This window comes from Xanthomonas sp. GPE 39 (genome assembly GCF_000963005.1).
Classification (GTDB): Bacteria; Pseudomonadota; Gammaproteobacteria; order Xanthomonadales; family Xanthomonadaceae; genus Xanthomonas_A.
The window spans coordinates 1393962-1411246 of the sequence record NZ_JZHZ01000007.1 but is presented as its reverse complement, the minus strand read 5'-3'; the positions used below and the strand labels follow the sequence as shown (position 1 = coordinate 1411246).

Here is a 17285-nt window from a genome sequence, read left to right as displayed (position 1 = left end):
CCCATCGCCGCGCCCTGGGAGCCATAGCTGAACCCCACGCCGATCGCCGCGCTGCCGCTCTTGCTGCGGCTGTGTTGCTCGCTGCTGTTCTGGGCCGACTCCACCGTGATGTCGTGGTCCGCCGCAAGCAGCAGGTTGTTGCCCGCCTTGACGTCGCTGCCACGGATCAAGATGTTGCTGTCGTCCCCGCCGCCAGTGGCGATCAGGGTGACATTGCCGCCGGCATGTAGGGTCGAGCCCTTGACCGTGTCGCTGTGTTGCTCGCTCTCGCTATGGCTGCGGCTGCCGCCCACGGTGATGGCGATGTTGAGGCTCGCCGCTTGCGCCGCGTCCTTGACGCTATCGGCAGAGGCAAGTTTGCCCAGCGACTGACTCGCCCCATACGCACTGTACGCCGCCGACGCACCGGCCATCGCCTGCATCCGCGCATCGCCCTTGGCATGGCTGCCGGCCTGCGCACTTTGTACCGCCGACTGCGCCAGGTTCAGCGCCGCAGAGGTCACCGACAATGTCACACCACCTTGCTTGAACGCCGTCTTCTGCGTGCTGTCGCTGGTGTCGTGTACTTCGGTAATGGCGATGTCCTTCGCCTTGGCGGTGATGTCGCCCTGCAACGCCATCACATCGCTGCCGCTGATCGCCAGCGTGTTGCCCGCCAACATCGTCACGTTGCCCTCCAGGCTGCCCACCGTGCTGCCGGTGTGGGTCAGCGTGGTGCTGGTGGCATCGGTCTTGAGCGATTGCTTGCCGTAGGTGACGTTGAGGCCGCCATTGCCGAACAGGCCGCTCTTCTTGCGCTGGCTTTCGTGGTCTTCGCTATGCGTGTTCTGCGCCGTCTCCAGGGTCAGGTTGTTGCCCGCAGCCAGCACCACATCGCCCGTGCCGACGATCTGCGCGCCTTGCGCCAACAGATCGTTGCCCGCGGCGATGTGCACCGTGTCCCCGCTCAGGCTGCTGGTCACCGCAATGCTGTCGTGGCTCTCGTCGTGCGTGGTCGTGGTCTTGCTGGACACCAGATTGTGCTTGCGCGTTTGTTGGTCCACCACGCTGTCGTGCTGTTCCTGCGTGGCCGTCAGTGCCACGTCGTGGCCGGCCGCCAGGGCGATGGCCCCGTTCTGGCTCGCCACCGCCGTCGAGGCCAGGGTCAGGTCGTTGCCTGCGCGCATCACGATGTCGCCGCCGGCGCCCAGTTGCGTGCCTTGCACGTGTTCGTCGTCGTTCGAGGTGACCAGCGAGTTGTGCTTGCTCGCGTAGCTCCTCGACTGCGTGTGGCTGTCCACCACCGCTTGACTGTCGAGGTCGTGGCCGGCCTGCAACGCCAGCGTCTTGCCCGCGCCAATCTGCGCTGCTTGCAGCGTCATATCGTGGCCCGCCGCCAGCACCACGTCGCCCGCGCCCTGCACGCTGCTCACCACATGCGTGGTCTCGCTACTGCGTTGGTAGTTGCGTGCGTCGTGCGTGGCGTCGGTGCTGTGCGTGAGCGTCTGCGCGCCCAGGCTCAGGTCATGACCGGCGATGAGTTGCGTCACGCCATTCGTGCCAGCGTTATGCACCTGCGCCGCTTGCAGGGTCACGTCGCCGCCGCCCACCACCGACAGCACGCCGCTGCCGTTGGCCCCGGTCACGTACAGCCCGGCCACGCGCGTGATCGCCTCCTGATGTCCGCCGCCTTGCAGCGTCTCCACCGTGGAGGCCACGGCGATGTTGCCTGCCGCACTGACGCTCAACGCATCCACCGCGCTCACGCTCGCGCCCTGGATACGGATGTCGCTGGCCGAGCGCAGCGCGACTTGATTGCCGCTGATGCTGCCGCCCAGGTGATCGATGCGACCCGCCTCCAAGGACACCAACTGACGACCGGCGATGGTGCCCGTGTTGGTCAGCGTGCCGCTCACCTTTGCATCGACATTGGCGCCGGCCAACAGCGCACCGCCGCTGTCCAGATCGCCCGGATGCAGACGCAGGTACACCTGCGGCACCAGCGCCGTCGTCGTGCGTCCATCGGGCAGCGTCACCGTCTGCGCCACCAGCCACACGATGTCGCTGGTCAACTGCGCCATCTGCGCCGCCGTCAGCGCCACGCCCGGACGCAGGCCCCAGGCCTTGCCCACCGTCGCACCGGCATCCAGCAATGCCTGGTATTGCGCTTCGTCGCTGCTATACCCGTCCAGGAAGCGACGCCCGGTCAGTTGCCCGATCTGTTCGCGCACCAGTTTTTGTTCGTAGTACCCATCGCCCAGGCGTTGTTGCGTGGTGTCGGCGCTGTAGCCCAGTTGCCGCAGTTGCGCGTCCGAACTCAGCCACACCCGGTAATTGGTGAAGCGTGGATCGGTCTCCACCAGCGCGTGGCCGCCGTTGGGTTGCACGTTGAACAGGCTGGCGCTGGGCAGTTGCGTGTCCGGCGTGCCCATCACGATGCGGTCCGACGAACCGCCTGCCGCATTGACCGCCACGCTGCCGCTCACTGTGCCTTGCCCGCTCACCGCGCCCATGGCGCTGCCCGTGCCGGTCTGCGCGCCCGCCTGCGCGGTCGTCGCGCTGGCGCGCTGCGCGCCGCTGGAGTACGCCAGCGCCGCACTGCTCCCGGACACCCCGCCCGGGCCGTGCAGCGGACCGACGCCGCCACCGCCGATGTTCGTCTGTGCGCCCTGCACGCCCAGGTTGGCCAGCGCCGCCGCGCCCTGCACGTTGGGCGCGTTGCGGCCCTGGTTGAGATTGCTCAGGTCGCCCACGTCGATGTGCAGCGTGCCGCCGCTGGTGATCGATCCGCCGATCTGGCCGATCTGCACCGAGATCGACGGGTTGCTCCACTGCCGCGTGGTGCCGTTGTACGCATGCGAGACGTTGTCGAAGCTGTCGGTGCGGTACAGCGTCTGCGCCAGATTGGTCACGCTGGCCGCGCCGGTGATGCCGTCGATGCTCAGGTCGCCGCCGGCGGCGATGCGCGCGTAGGTGTTGTGCAGGTTGTCGGTGACGAGGTGCATCGCCCCGCCCGAGTGGATCACCGCCTCCGGACCCGCACCCGGTTGCAGCACGTCCTGCACCGTGGTGCGCGTGGCGATGCGGTAGTGCTCGTTGTCCTCCAGCCCGCCACCGCCGGTGCCTTGCGGGTTGCTCAGGATGTGGTCCGGATCGGTGTAGGCGGATTGCGCGATCAGTTGCACGCAGTTGCGCGTGCAGGTGCCGTACGCGTTGGAGTAGGTGACGGTGTCGCGCTCGTAGTGGAACGGCGGGGCGCCCGGTTCGTCGGCAGACACGGCGGCGAAGGGATCGCTGGCGCCGCTGCTCACCTGGTCCGGATTGACCTGGTTGTCCTGGCGACCGGTGTAGTAGATCGTCACCGTGCCCGTGCGCGGGTCCAGCCGCGAGCGCTCGCCGGTGGCCGAGTACAGCGCGCCACGGGCGAAGAAGTACGCGCTGGTCTGCGCCGTCAGCCGGATCGTCGCCTGGTGCACCTGGTACCCATCCGGCGTGGTGTACACCGTGTCCTGCAGGATGTCCTGCGGGTTGAGGTAATAGATCTCCAGCGCGCTGTAGTTGCTGGTGCTGCGCAGATCGTTGTGGGCATTTTGGCCGTTGTTGCGCCAGCTCGGTTGATCCAGCCGCACTGGCGCGGCGGTGCTCGTGGTCTGGGTCACCACTACGTTCTGGCGGATGTTGTTGAGCGCACTGGCGTGCAGCGCCAGCGTGCCGGCGATCTCGATGGTGGAGCCGAGGTTGTCCACGCGGGCGGCATTGCCGATGGCCTGCTGGTTGCCATCCAGCGCACCGCCGATGGACCCATCGCCATCGCTGTAGATCAAGGCGCTGTCGGTGTTGGTCAATTGGCCCACGCCGATGTCCAGGCGCTGGCGCGCGGCCACGGTGCCGGCATGCGTCACCCCGGCCACGCTCTCGGCCCGGTTGAGCAACGTGCCGGCAGCGATGGCGACGTGGTCGCCATACACCCGCCCGGTGCCCACGTTGTCCACGGTCGCCGCTTGCAGTTCGGTCAGCGCGCCGTCGATCAGGCCGCGATTGGTCAGTTGCCCGCTGGCCTGGACGTGGGTCACGCCCTGGCTGCTGATCTCCCCGCTGGCCGCGTTGTCCACATTGGCCGCGGACAGATCCACATTGCCCGCGCGCAGCACGCCCTGGTTGTCCAGGTCGCCATCGGTGTGCACGGACAGGGTGCCATTGGCAATCAGTTGCCCGGTATTGGTCAGGCCATCGTGCAGGGTCAGGCTCAGATCGCCCTGGGATTGCACCTGCCCATCGCCGCTGAGCGCGCGCGCGGCCAGGAATTGGTTGCCTTGCGAGCGCAGCACCCCGGCGGTGTTGGTCAGCGCGTCGGCATGGGTGTTCAAGCTGCCGCCGGAGGCGATCCGCCCGCCGCTGTTGTCCAGCCCCGCGCTCAGTTGCACGCTACTGGCGCCGTTGCTGAGCACCTGACCCTGCTGGTTGTTCAGCGCCTGCGCCTGCAGTTGTAGTTGTCCGGCCTGCACGCCTAGCGCGTTGCTGGCAGTGAAGGTGTTGCGGTTGTCCAGCGTGGCCGCGGTCAGACGCAACACACCGTTGGCCGCGAGCAACCCGGCCTGGTTGTTGAGGTCCCCGCCCAGGCTCAGGGCCAGGGTCTGCCCACCTTGCACCCGACCGCCGGCGTTGTTCAACGTCGCCGCGTTCAGTGCCAGATTGCCCGCCGCGCTCAGGCTGCCGGCGGCGCTGTTGTCCACGCTGCTCAGGCCCAGCTGCGCATCGCCCTGGGCAAAGACGACGCCGCCACGGTTGTCCAGGCCGCCGCCGGCCACTTGCAGGCCGCCCCCGGCCAGCAGGCCGCCGGTGGCCCCGGAGCCGGTGTTGACGATGGCCTGGCCGTCGGTCTGCACGGACAGGTCGGTCTTGGCCTGCACCCGCCCGCCGGCGTTGAGGAGGGGACCGCTGTGCACGGACAGTGCGCCGCTCTGGCTGCCCAGGGTGCCGCCGCTGTTGTCCAGCGTCTGCCCCTGGGTGTCCACGCTCAGCGTGCCGCCGACCACGCTACCGGCCCGGTTGGACAGCCCCGCACTTTGCAGGTGCGCCGCGCCGCTCGCCTGGAGGATGCCCGCGTCGTTGTCCAGCGCCCCGCCGATCTGCGCGCTCAGGTCGCCGCCGGCCACCACCGTGCCGGTACCGCTGTTGTCCAGCGTGCCCGCCGTCAGCAGCAACTGGCCGCCGCTGGAGATCACGCCGTGGGCGTGGTTGTCCAGCGCCCCGTCCACTTGCACCTGCAAGGCGCTGCCGGCGGCGGACACGATGCCGCCCTGGTTCGCCAGACTGGCCGCGTTGAGCTGCCCCGCGCCACCCAGCAACAGCTTGCCTTGCTGGTTCTGCACATCCTGGGCGATACGCAGCCTCGACAGGCCCTGGCCCGCCGCCTGCACGCTGCCTTGCGCGTTAAGCAGGCGCTGCGCGTGCAAGGCCAGCACGCCGTTGCTCCCGATCGTGCCGCCGGTATTGTCCAGCGTGCCGCCAACGGTGAGGTTCAATGCCTGAGTGCCGCTGGCGGTCAGGTGGCCGCCAGCAGTGCTGAGCGTGCCGGTGGTGATCGCGACGGTCTGCGCCGTGGTGGTGCCATGGCTCAGGTCGGTGTTCTGCCCGGTGATGCCCAGGGTGCCATTGCTGATGATGCTGCCGCCGCTGCCACTCAGCGTATCCGCCGCAATCTGCAATTGCCCGTTGCCGGCGTGCTGGATCGCGCCCTGGATGTTGTTCAGCGATGTCGCTTGCACGGTCAGATCGCCATTGCTGGCCACGGTGCCGCCGGCGTTGTTCAATGCCTGCGCGTGCAGCACGCTGGCGGCATTGCCGCTGGCCACGATCCGCCCACCTGCGCTGTTGTCCAGCGTGCCGGCCTGCACCTGGAGGCTGGCCGCGCCCAGGGTGCCCTGGCGTTGATCCACCGTGTTGGCCGTCAAGGTCAGCGCGGCGCTGCTGACGATGCTGCCTTGCGTGTTGGTCACGCCGTTGGCGGTGAGCGTCAGTCCCTGGCTGCCAGTGTGGCTGAGGGTGCCGTGGGCGTTGATCAGTTGGTCCGCGCTGATGGACAGCAGGCTGCCGTTGCTGGCCACGGTGCCCTGGGTATTGTCCAGTTGCCCGCTCACCACGATGTCGCTCTCGGCACTGCCCGCCGCAGTGAGGGTGCCGCCGCGGTTGGACAGCGCGCCGGCCTGCAAGACCAGCGCACCATTGCCGGCGATGCTGCCGCCGTCGTTGTCCAGCGTACCGCTCAGGTGCAGCGTCATGGCCTGGTCTCCGGTGGCCATCACGTGACCGCCCGCGGTATTCAAGGTGTCGGCGACGAGGGTGATCTGTTTGGCCTGGGTCGTGCTACCCGCGCCCAGTTCCAGATCGCCGCCGCTCAGTTGCAGGCTCCCTTGCGTCAGCACCTTGCCGCCGGCGCCATGCAGGGTCTGCGCGGCCACGCTCAAGGTGCCGTCGCCGGCGTGCTCGATTGCGCCCAGGGTGTTGTCCAGTGTCGCCGCGCGCACGCTGACGTCGCCGCTGGCGGCCAAGCGACCGCCCTGGCTGTTATCCAACAGGCTCGTCGCTCCGATCTGCAACGCCGCACCGCCAGCGGCGAGCACGCTGCCGCCGCGATTGAGCACGCTGTCGGCCTGGACCATCACCGCGCCATTGGCCGACAGTGTCCCGGCCGTGTTGTCCAGGGTGCCGCCGATGGTCAGTTGCGCCCCATCGTGGCCGGCCGCCAGCAGCGTGCCGCCGCCATTGTCCAGCGTGCCGGCCTGCAGGGTGATCCCCGCGTTACCGAGCAGGCGACCGCCATGGTTGTTCACGGCACCCTGCACCTGCAGGGCAAGCGTCTGCGTGCCCAGCGAAGTCAATTGGCCGCCAGCGGTGCTCAGGCTATCGGCGTGGATGCCGATCCACTGCGCCGACGTGTTGCCCCCGCTCAGGTCGATTGCACCGCCGCTCACCGTCAATCCGCCGTTGCTGAGCAGGCGACCACCGCTGCCGGCCAGACTGCCGGCGGCGATGCGCAACATCCCGCTACCAGCTTGCTGCACCTGGCCGTTGGCATTGCCAAAGGTAGCGGCCCCCAGGCTCAGATCGCCATTGCTGGCAATGCTGCCACCGGCGCCGTTGTCCAGCAGATCGCGCACTTGCACGCTGGCCGCCTGCGTGCCGGTGGACAGCAAGCTGCCGCCGCGGTTATCCAGGCTATCGGCTTGCACATCCAGCATGCTGGCGCTCGTCGTGGCGGCGCGATGGTCGATGCTGCCAGCCCGCCATACCAGCGCACCCGGCGTGGCGATCTGGCCGCCGGCACCGGACCAGTCCTGCGCGGTCAGGCTCAGCCCTTGGGCACCGCTGTGGGTGATGTGCCCATTGACGTTGACCACCGTCTGCGCGTCCAGTTGCCACGCCGCCGCGTTGCTGGACAGCACGCCGCCAGTGTTGTCCAGCAGGCCCTGCACGTGCCAGGCGGTCGCATCGCTACCGCCATGGCGCAGGCTGCCACCTTGGTTGCTCAACGAAGCCGCGTTCAAGCCCAGCGCGTTGGCCACGTCCAGATGGCCCTGGTCGTTGACCAGCGCACCGAGTTGCAAATCCGCATCGCCGTACACCGCCAGGGTGCCGGCCTGGTTGCGCAGGTCTCCGCGCACGCTCAGCGCGGCCACGCCCAGACGTCCGGCGCTGTTATCCAGCCCGGAAGCCACCGACACGGCGATCGGGCCAGCACCATCGATGCGCCCGCCGTCGTTATCGAGCGCACCGGCGATGCTCAGCAGGCCTGCGGCCAGCGGCGCGCTAGTCGTGGTTTGGCCGCTGCCGGAGTTTGGCGTCGTGCCGCTACCCGACGTGTTGCCAGCGCCGCCGGTGCCGGTGCCGCTGCTCGTCCCAGTGCCCGTGCCAGTTCCGGTGGCAGGCGTGTTCCCCTGCCCGTCGCTGCTGGCCACCATCCCCAGGCTGCCCTGGGCGCGGTTGCTCAGGCTGCCGGCATTCACTCCCAGTGCTTGCAGGCCGGTCTGCTCGATCTTGCCGCCTTGGTTGCGCAACGTCGCCGCCGCGATCTGCAAGCGCTGCGCATTGAGCGTGCCGCCGCTGTTGTCCACATCCGCCGCGGTGTTGACCTGCAAGGTGCCACGCGCACTGACCACGCCGGCATTGGCAATGCCGCCGCTGGCCGCGATCTGCGTGTCCTGCTGCGATTGCAACGCGCCGCTGTTCTGCAGACGGCCATCGACGGTGACGACCAGCTCGCCCGCCTGCGCGCCCAGGTTGCCCGCGTTGCGCACACCCACGCCGTGCTCGTTGCCGATCAGCCAGATCTTGTTGGCGAACATGCCACCCAGCGCCCCGACATCCAGCGCGAACGTCGGTGCCGTGCCGCTGGCCGCCTGCGCGGTGATCTGGTGTTGGTCGGCGCTAACCACGTTGCTGCCGAGCACCGCCTGCACTTGATTGGCCCAGATCCCCGCGTTGACCTGCACTGCACGCGCCAGCAGGCCGGTGTAGTCGGTGCCACGGCTATCCAGGCCGGCGCCCATGATCTGGATCGTCCCGCCGCTCACCCGATACCCATCCAGCGCACCGTTGGAGACCAGCGGTGTGCCGGTGGTCAGTGTGACCCGGCTGGCGTTGAGGAAGCCGCCGCCATCGACCTGGATGCCCGCCGGATTGGCGATGACCACTTCCGCCCGCGCCCCGGCCACTTCCACGTAGCCACCCAAGTGGCTAACCGGCCCGTTGACCTCGTTGAGGATCACCTTGGCACCGGTGGACAACCACGGATTGCCCTGCACCCAACCGCCCAGTTGGGTCTGGCTCTGCACGGGGGAGTTGTTGAGGATCGCTCCCTGCCTGCCCACGTCGAACTGACTGTAGCTGTTGCGCGATACCCCCGCCGCCGAGGGCGTGGTGATGTTCACCAGCGGCACGCCATTGGCGGCGTTGAGCACCGTCGGGCGCTGCGCGCCGGGCGCATTGAGATCGCCCACGATGCGCCCCATCGCCTGCGCCTGCACCGCACCGGACATCCCCACACCTGCAAGCACCCAGCACAGCGCCCAGCACAGGCGAGTCATCCGTGTCGGGCCCGCGTCCGCGCCACTCAACGCACTGCCCGCCGGGCGGCGCACCTGTTCGGAAGCGACCTGCCACACGCGTAGAGCCCGGTTGAACACCAGTCGATAGATGCGATTCATGTCACTGCTCCTTGTGAGCGCTTAAAGGTGCCAGGTCAGGCTGATGCCGAACGTGCTGTAAGAAGTGGGCAAATGCGCCGGATGCTGTAGCGGTGCGCCGACGAAACCATCCACGCTGATGTGCTGCCAATTGCCGCGCAGGCCCAACGCCAGACCGGTCAGCCCCTGACCCGCCTGGAATTGCGCCGACGGCCCGCCGATCCGCCCGGTATCGGCAGCCAGATAGGCTTCCAGGCCGCTGCCCAGTACCAGGCCCAGTTCGTTGCGCAGCAGCCAGCCGCGCTCGCCGCTGAGCGTCAATTCACCATCAAAGCCACGCACCGTGTAGCGCCCGCCAATGGCAAAACGGTCCTGCGGCGATAGCGGCGTGCGGTTCCACTGCGCGCGCCAGGCGGCGGTGTAGCGCAGGCGCTGGCCGCCAAGCTGGAACGGCACCACCAGTTGCGCATCGGCCAGGATCAAGGCCATCCGCGAGGTCCCGTCCAGCGGTAGCTGCGGTGCGAAGGCGTGTGCGCGCTCTTCCGGCGAACGCAGCGCGCCGAACGCGCCGGTGCCGCGCCGATAGGCCACACTGCCATCCAACGTGGCCGCGCCCAGGAACTGCCGATCGGTCAGCCCCAGTTCCCAGCCGGCAGTGCGCCGACGCTGCACCAGAATCTCGGTATCGTCGATGGCGCTGCTGGATTGCCGCCACCAGCCACGCCCATATATCCCGATCTTGGTCTTGGCATTGCGCAGCAGCAGACGATCCACACGCGCTTCGGCATTGTGGCTACGGCCGCTGTAGTCGTAGGTCTGGGTGGCGCCGGCCACCGGCTGGACGTAGTCGTAGGCGCTGGCGGTCACCCCGAACAGCCAGTAGCGATAGGGAACATCGTAATGCGCCGTCCAGCTATCGGTGGACTGGCCGGCGGCGTTGAACACGCCCTTGCCCAGGCTGACGTAGAACAGGTCGTTCACGTGCAACGGGTTGTCCCAGGACACCGTGCCGTTGGCCTGCATCTTGCCGGTCGCCTTGCTGCCGGCATCGTCCAAGCTCAGGCTGGCACGCAGGTGCCGGCGCTGCTGCCAGGCAATGGCCAGGTCGCTCTCGCCCGGCCCAACGCCCTCGCCCTGCGCCGGGGCGATCTGGATATCCGCCGTCACCGTCGGCACGCGCTGGAAGTTCTCCAGGCCTTGTTCAATATCGCGCAGATTGAGCAATGCACCGCTATAGGTGGGCACCGCGTTCCACACCGCCGCATGCGCCGTCGCTGGCGTGGTAAAGCCCACCGCGTGCACGTAACCGGGCACCAGCGATAAGCGCAACGTGCCGCCGGTGAGATCCTGCGGTGCCGCCAGCACCCGCGTGGTCACATACCCACGCGCAATCACCGCGTTCTGCACCCGCGTCATCACCAGATTGATGCCCTCGGTGCCCAAGCAGCGTCCGGTCGCCGGATCTTGCTTCGGATCGGCCGCCTTCAAGGCCCAGGCAAACGCCTTGGCCTGCGTGCCATCAAGCACGATGTGGTTGATGCGGAAACACGGCGATTCCTGGGCCGGCAGGCGTTGCACGCCATCGGCCGGCGCGGCTTGCAACCGCACATCCGGCCGAGCCTCCTGCTGCTCGCGCAACACCCGCTCGCGCTCTTGCTGAAGCAGCAACTGCTGCGCCGCCGGATCGCTCGCCTGTTGCGCCAACACCGGCGAACCAACCCCTGCCAATAAGGCAATACACCACTTGGCGCGATTGCGCGCCATCCCCTTGCTGCGAATATCCATATATGGATGAAGCGCTCCAGCCCAGTGACACAATCAAACAACAACCGAGCCTGCGCCGGTCCCCTTTGTCTACATAAGAATACTCAGCGGCCTGACGGAGGCACAGACACGACGGATATTTGTCTACCAAAAGAGACGGAATGTGCGCGACTTCCCAGGTACTTATCCCAACACATGGCCGCGTGTCAGTGCTAATGACTTGAGGCACTGAAACGCATCGGCCTTCACCACATGCCGCGCTCAATCCATCGACACATGAGCGCGCCAACTAGGGCGACCGTGCGAAGGTGGGAGCGGTCCGGCAAGTGACGGATCGTAGGTTAGCCCTGGCAGAGCTCGCCGAGCGGCTAGGCGTCACCACGCACAGCCTTTGCGCCTAGCTGCGCAAGTTCGGCAAGCCTGACATAGCGCAAGGAAGACGAACGTCTGCTGGGGTTGATCAAGCATCAATGGCCGACCAGTTGCAGTGTCTATGGGCATCGCAAGATCACCCAGGATCTGCGCGATCTGGCCGAGCGTTGCAGTCGTCATCGTGAGCATCGGCTGATGCGCTCGGAAGGGTTGCGTGCACAGGTGAGCGATGGTCGCAAACCCCGCTTGCACGGCGGGGCCGAGGCACACGGTCGTGAGCGGCCCGCGCAAAACTAAAGATGGCATGTTGATCGACGCGCAGGATCACAAACGCGCTTTGCGCTGGCTGCCACCTATTGCCGTTAATGTAGACGACATGGATGCGCTGCCTGCAGTTGTAAGGCCCGTGCGATGACGCCTGCGCCTGCGCAAATTCGGGCGGCACGTGAGGCGGCTAGGCTGACGCAAACGCAGGCCGCTGCGGTCGTGTATTGCGAGTTGAGAGTCTGGCAATACTGGGAGTCGGGCGACAGAAAGATGCACGCAGCTTTTGGGGAGCTTTTCTCCGGCTCAAGACCTGCTGCGTTCGGCTACCTGAAATTTGATTGTCTGCCCGCTGCTCGCCAGTAGATGTCCCAGTTCCTTTGCGGCGCGGTTTAATGCGTAGACGAATGCTTTATTCGGTATGTTGATGCATTGCGCATCGAAGATGTTTGGGTCTAGCGTAGGTGTTGCAACCCGACAACGGAGTGTTACATGCGCAATATGAAGCTGATTTTGCCGGCAATTTTGCTCTCAATCGTTGCTTCAACGGCGGCTGCAGGAAACAGTAAACCCAATCCTGCCGATCTAATTCCTGGCATGGGCGAAGGTGTGCCGGCTGGCATGAAGAACATCAGTCTCTCGCCAAAATTTAAGGTGTACAAGTTCGAGAAAGACGGCGTCCGATATGTCCAAGTCAACTCGCTGAAAGACGAAGTTCTTTCGATCACAATCGTGACGCCAGGTGTCCAGACTATCCTGCCGCTTGGTCGTGCTGCGGAGGGGACCATGGCGGTGGTCAATGATGATAAGCAACGGCCTATCGGCATGGTCACTACTGCGGCAACATGTCCTTGTAGTGCTCAAACGGTGTACGACGACGCTAACACCAAGATCATTGTGATCTACGGCGAGGGCGGCGAATACATCCAGACTGTTGTGATCAACAAACATCCTCAGCTATCTCCTAGCAATTAGTAGGGATGCAGGTGACCTAGATCAGCCGGCGTTGCGCCCTCGTATCTGCGTCACCTTCGCCGGTTTCCCTGTCAGTAACTTCTGCAACGCTTCCAGCGCAGTCGTGGCGGTCGTAGTGCCGGTTCTGGACTCCGCCAAGGCCGTGCGATTGCAACGCCCGGACACCTCTTGCTCTGGCCGGCTGCAACCGAGCCACGTCTCGATCATGCGCCGCAGGGCGGTAGGGATGAAGCAACCGCCTACAAGCTCACAACCCCTCGCATCATCCACGACTGTGAGATGCGCTGCCGTCCGATCCGAGCCTCAATTTTACGTCCAATTTTACGTCCAATTTTACGTCCACCAGCAAAAAGGGCCGCTTTCGCGACCCTAAGTGCTTGAATCATATGGCGCCCGAAGTTGGACTCGAACCAACGACCCCCTGATTAACAGTCAAGTGCTCTAACCGGCTGAGCTATTCGGGCGGGGACGCGCATTGTATAGAGGCTCTATTGGCATGGCAAGAGGGCTTTGACCACATCGCCGTCTTAGTTAACCGAGCCTACAAAGGCGACGCAGCTTACCAGCATACACCCTGAGCCGCGCCCGTTGAGGTGGTGCGGTTGCCTGCCTGATCGATGCTAAGCGCGCCACACTGCACGTCTTTGGCTAACTGGGGACCGGTCGGGTTTGCAGTCAAGATAAACGTGTTGATGGTTGGATTACCGGTGAAATTGATATCGTAAAACTGCAACGCGTTGTTATCGCACGGGGGAACCCGAACGCCCGCATAGGTGAGATGAGTAGTGTAGAAGCGTTCTATAAACTGAGCTCCCTGCTGCAAACAAACCTGCGCCGCCGCACGCCGCGACTTGACGATAGACCACTGGTAGCTGGTGAAGGCGATCCCCGCCAGAATGCCCACGATTGCCACCACGATCATCAACTCGATCAAGGTGAAGCCGAACTGCCGACGCCGTGCCGGTAGAGAAAACTGTCTCATTAATCTTTCCTCTGAATTTCTCGCCAGGATACGCGCTTCATACCGAGCGCAGCGCTGTTGGTGCTAAGGGTCGTCGTACCGCCATTGTCTAAGCCGACCTGCATCTGATTACCAATGAAGATCGGATTATTGGGACTGCTGTTCAAGCCGATGCCCGAGACCGGAACGCCATTGAGTGTATCGCCATTGCTGGAACCACCGCTGCCATCCAAATCGAAGAACGATTGCGGCAAGCGTCCACCCGTGAATGGATTGATCGCCATCACGAAGCCCTTGCCACTGGGACTGCACACATCGCCAGAATCGGGAATGCGCGTGGTGCCGATCAACGCCGTCCCCTGGAAAAAGTTGGAAACCACCATCCGCTCACCCTGCGGTATCCTCTTGGTCTGCGGCGGCGTTGGAGGTGACAGCAGATCCATGTACCAGCCATCTTGTCCAGGTACTGGCTTGTCGTCGATCACCCGAACCGGATAGCCCTTGACCACGCCCTCTTGCAAGATATTGATCTGATTCAACGTAGAGCGGCTGGAGGGAATGGTATTGCCACGATCGATGAGCCCATACCAGGTCTGCACATCTTTGTTGCTCAAATCCGAAGTGGACAGATATTTGCCGGTACCGAAAAACACCCAGCTCAATCCTGTGGCCGGATCCTTCGCCGCAGCCGGAGCTGCGGTGATCGGCTGCACCGTGGACCCGTAGGTTGCACTGAACAATTTATTCGGGGTGCCGGTAACGCCACTCATGCTGAAGCGCCACATATTGCCTTGCAAATCGCCCGCATAAATCCGGTCGATGATGAAATTATTGTTGGAAGACCACGCCAGTACCGGCGACAAGCCATTGCCACCAGTGGCCTTGGTGTTAATGCTAGTCCCCACGCCGGTCAACACGTTGACCAGCACCAGAGCGGCCGAATCGGCGCTATTATTCGGGCCGTTGCCCAGCATCACATACCACTGGCCATCGAGAAGCTGCCCAATAATCGGCTTACCGAGATTATTGCCTAGCGCTGAGATATCCGTGGAGGTCTTATCCCAGAGTAAGGAAATGTTATTGGGATCGGTCACATCCAGTGCAAATATGCCCTTGCCGCCCCGCCCCATGGTACCAACCAGAACCGAGCGCCAGCCACTGGCCACCGTGTAGACATCCGACACGGTAAGCTCGCCATCGACATAATAGCGGTGCTGGTAATTTGGGTCGGTATAATCTAGCAATCCGTCCATCGCCGCTTTGGGAACGAAAGCAAATTTCTCGACACCTGACGTGGCATCGAACGCATGCAGCATACCGTCATTGGCCCCCACGTACAGCATCGGTGTGCGCGATGACTTATTGGCAGCGAAAGCAGCATAGCTGCTAGCCCCGGTGAACTTGGCGGCGCTGTAGAGCTGGGGGTTTGGCGCGCCAACGTAGACTGGCTGCGAATCGACGATGTCGCCCATGATGCCGGTACGTGTACGTAAAGTACCACCATTACCACTCCCTTTCTCTTGCGAACGATCACCGCGCAGATAATCGATCTGAGCTTTAGTCGCGGATGACAGCGGTGTACCGGTCAGATTGCCAAAGGCAAAGTTGGTCATGAGCCCCGCAGCGTTGGCGACCTTGATCGTGCGGCTATCCCAAGCCGGGAAATTAGCGCTCGCGCTCCACACCTGGGTCAGCGCACCGGTGGCCTGATTGACATTGTAGGCAACCACATCGCCACGCCAGGTGCCGCTGTAGAACAAGGATTGGTAAACCCTGGCACCGGCTTCCAGCTTGCTGGTATTACTGGCGAGCGATGACGAGGAACCTACGACTTGCTGCAAGATGTGCTCGAACGCATTGCGCAGGCTTGCCAGCATCTTGGTCGCGTCACCTACACCGTAGTAATTATTGGCCTGCTTGAACGCAGTATTCCCGTTGACGTAGGAACTTCCATCCCACCATGTGGAGTCTGGCAAGGGGCCAAGATTGGTGTCCGGATCGTAGCCTTGCGGCACCTGGAAACCACCGTACTTAGCGGCCAACCAGTATTGATTGGTGGTTGGCCCGTAGTATTGATTATACTCCACAGCATCCACCCAATACGTGGACAGGGTCTGCATACCCGTCATGTCAGGCCGCATATCCTTGGTATGGGCATCGTAGGCAAGCGCTGCGATGTAAGCGGAATTACCAGGTCCTCCAGGGTTGAATTGAGGGCTGTTTGTACGGGACGCCGCCTGGGCTTGAGTGAACCCTTCCTTCTGCCAAATTTGCGTCATGCGCGTCATCACGTTCACGGTGTTATCGCTGGACACTTCCGGAGGTTTGGGTGGCTCACCTTGCAGGTTGGTATTATTGCCCGGCAAATTCTTGTCATAGTGGGTATTGGTATCACCGATACCCAAAATCACATTAACCTGACAACGGTAGGCAATCGGGTCATCCCAATTGGTAATGACCGGGAACCCATCGGCCTGCTGGTACATGTTCAACGATGAACCACTCAAGGCCGAATACGCCGCGACGTTGCCCTGATTCTTGAAATAGCGGATCGCCGCGTAGTAAAGCTCGCTGACATCATCGAAGGTTTTGACGTTCTTGCCCGTGTTGAGCTGACCGAATTTGTTCAGATAATTAATGACACCACTGTTGACGATGGGATTCTGACCAATGACATTGGTTGTATTTTGAGCATCGGCCGCATCGGGATTCGGGTAGATGATACCGGTACTCGGGTCCCACTCACTGGCTGCATTGGAAAGCGTCCCTTCATCAGGATTGTAGGTGTAGGGACCAACAAACTTCTGCCTGGCGCGTAGAATCCCGCTATCGGCACCTGGACCTTGCTGAATATCAACGTTCTTGTAACCGAAAATGCTGTAGCGAACCCGCTTGGAATACTCCTGAATCAAACCTTCTGGCTTATAGATGCGGTTCGGATAGGCAACGCAATTATCTTCCAAATAATTGACTCCGTTGCTGGCGTCGCAGACCTTAACCCGAACCGACACCTCGAAAGTCAAGGTCGTATCCGAAACGCAGCCAAAGAACGACCTACAAGGCGTTCCATCGGGCGAAAGACCACTTCCATTCAACTTATGAATGCTTGGATTATAGGATACCGGCGTTCCCAGATTGCTGTTGCCGAAGTCCATTTTATTACCGAGGCCATCAATCCGCATATTGAAGTTCTGCCAGCGTGCTGGCGTGCCACCGGCGATGAGCACCGGATTATTGCTGATCGTGCGACGCGGAAAATCGCTAGGTGACTGCCGATCGGCAATCGCCTTTTCCAGAATGGTTTCGGTCGTGGTGTCACGCGAACGGTAACCACCGGTCAAGGCGGAGCGGAACGGATCGATGGTCTGGGTAGCGGCCCAGTTCAAAAAGTTGCCGGACCATAGCACCGCTTGCTGTCCAGGGCTAGGACTTGGGCAGGCATAACTGGTGGGATTGCTGCCCAGCAAACTGACCGGATAGAAGTAACGATCCGTCTCGTCGGCGCTGTAATGATATTGATAGCACTTATTGGAATCGAAATAGCCAACGAACTTGACTGTGGGCGAATACACGTCGGACAGATTCGCCTTGCTGATAACGGTGGGGTATTCGGTCGACGCCACGAATGCCAGGTTTCCCGGCACCGCGCTCCCCAGATACAGTGGCGACTGGGAGACATCCACATCCGCGCCAGCGCTGCCTGCGGCACCGATCAACACGCCTGCCATCACAGCAAGGAGCCAGTCCCGGCATCGCGGGTTCTTTGCTCGACTGGTCATACAGAG

5 protein-coding genes, 1 tRNA gene and 1 pseudogene are annotated in these 17285 nt (G+C 63.5%); 2 read left to right on the top strand and 5 right to left on the bottom strand.

Annotated features, from left to right (window positions below):
* Nucleotides 1-9185, bottom strand: a 9185-nt coding sequence (locus XALGPE39_RS05920; protein WP_052690014.1) for a hemagglutinin repeat-containing protein, incomplete at its 3' end; no start/stop codon positions are given.
* A gap of 21 nt (nucleotides 9186-9206) precedes the next feature.
* The gene (locus tag XALGPE39_RS05915) at nucleotides 9207-10949 is read right to left on the bottom strand and encodes a ShlB/FhaC/HecB family hemolysin secretion/activation protein (protein WP_045727382.1); all 1743 of its coding nucleotides are present in this window, start codon (nucleotides 10947-10949) and stop codon (nucleotides 9207-9209) included.
* Nucleotides 10950-11236: 287 nt separating this feature from the next.
* Here XALGPE39_RS05915 and XALGPE39_RS15140 point away from each other — a divergent pair.
* Together XALGPE39_RS15140 and XALGPE39_RS05900 are read left to right on the top strand one after the other, a co-directional pair.
* Nucleotides 11237-11558 (top strand): annotated as a pseudogene (locus tag XALGPE39_RS15140) (IS3 family transposase); the annotation flags it as partial.
* Nucleotides 11559-12056: 498 nt separating this feature from the next.
* Entirely contained in the window at nucleotides 12057-12539 is a 483-nt protein-coding gene (locus XALGPE39_RS05900; protein ID WP_235429757.1) for a hypothetical protein, read from the top strand.
* A 387-nt stretch (nucleotides 12540-12926) separates the two neighbouring features.
* Here XALGPE39_RS05900 and XALGPE39_RS05890 read toward each other — a convergent pair.
* From XALGPE39_RS05890 to XALGPE39_RS05880, 3 genes are all read right to left on the bottom strand, one after another.
* A tRNA-Asn gene (locus XALGPE39_RS05890) sits at nucleotides 12927-13003 on the bottom strand.
* A gap of 95 nt (nucleotides 13004-13098) precedes the next feature.
* On the bottom strand, nucleotides 13099-13521 hold the full coding sequence (locus tag XALGPE39_RS05885) for a type IV pilin protein (protein ID WP_045727378.1): 423 nt from the start codon (nucleotides 13519-13521) through the stop codon (nucleotides 13099-13101).
* A complete protein-coding gene (locus XALGPE39_RS05880; protein WP_045727377.1) occupies nucleotides 13521-17279 on the bottom strand; it encodes a pilus assembly protein in 3759 nt (1252 codons plus the stop codon). The genes XALGPE39_RS05885 and XALGPE39_RS05880 overlap by 1 nt, the downstream gene beginning before the upstream one ends.
* Nucleotides 17280-17285: the final 6 nt, after the last annotated feature.

Excerpts from the sequence above, each read along its gene's own strand:
- XALGPE39_RS05915 (WP_045727382.1), bottom strand. The coding sequence starts at position 10,949 with ATGGATATTCGCAGCAAGGGGATGGCGCGCAATCGCGCCAAGTGGTGT.
- XALGPE39_RS05885 (WP_045727378.1), bottom strand. The coding sequence starts at position 13,521 with ATGAGACAGTTTTCTCTACCGGCACGGCGTCGGCAGTTCGGCTTCACC.
- XALGPE39_RS05900 (WP_235429757.1), top strand. The coding sequence starts at position 12,057 with ATGCGCAATATGAAGCTGATTTTGCCGGCAATTTTGCTCTCAATCGTT.
- XALGPE39_RS05880 (WP_045727377.1), bottom strand. The coding sequence starts at position 17,279 with ATGACCAGTCGAGCAAAGAACCCGCGATGCCGGGACTGGCTCCTTGCT.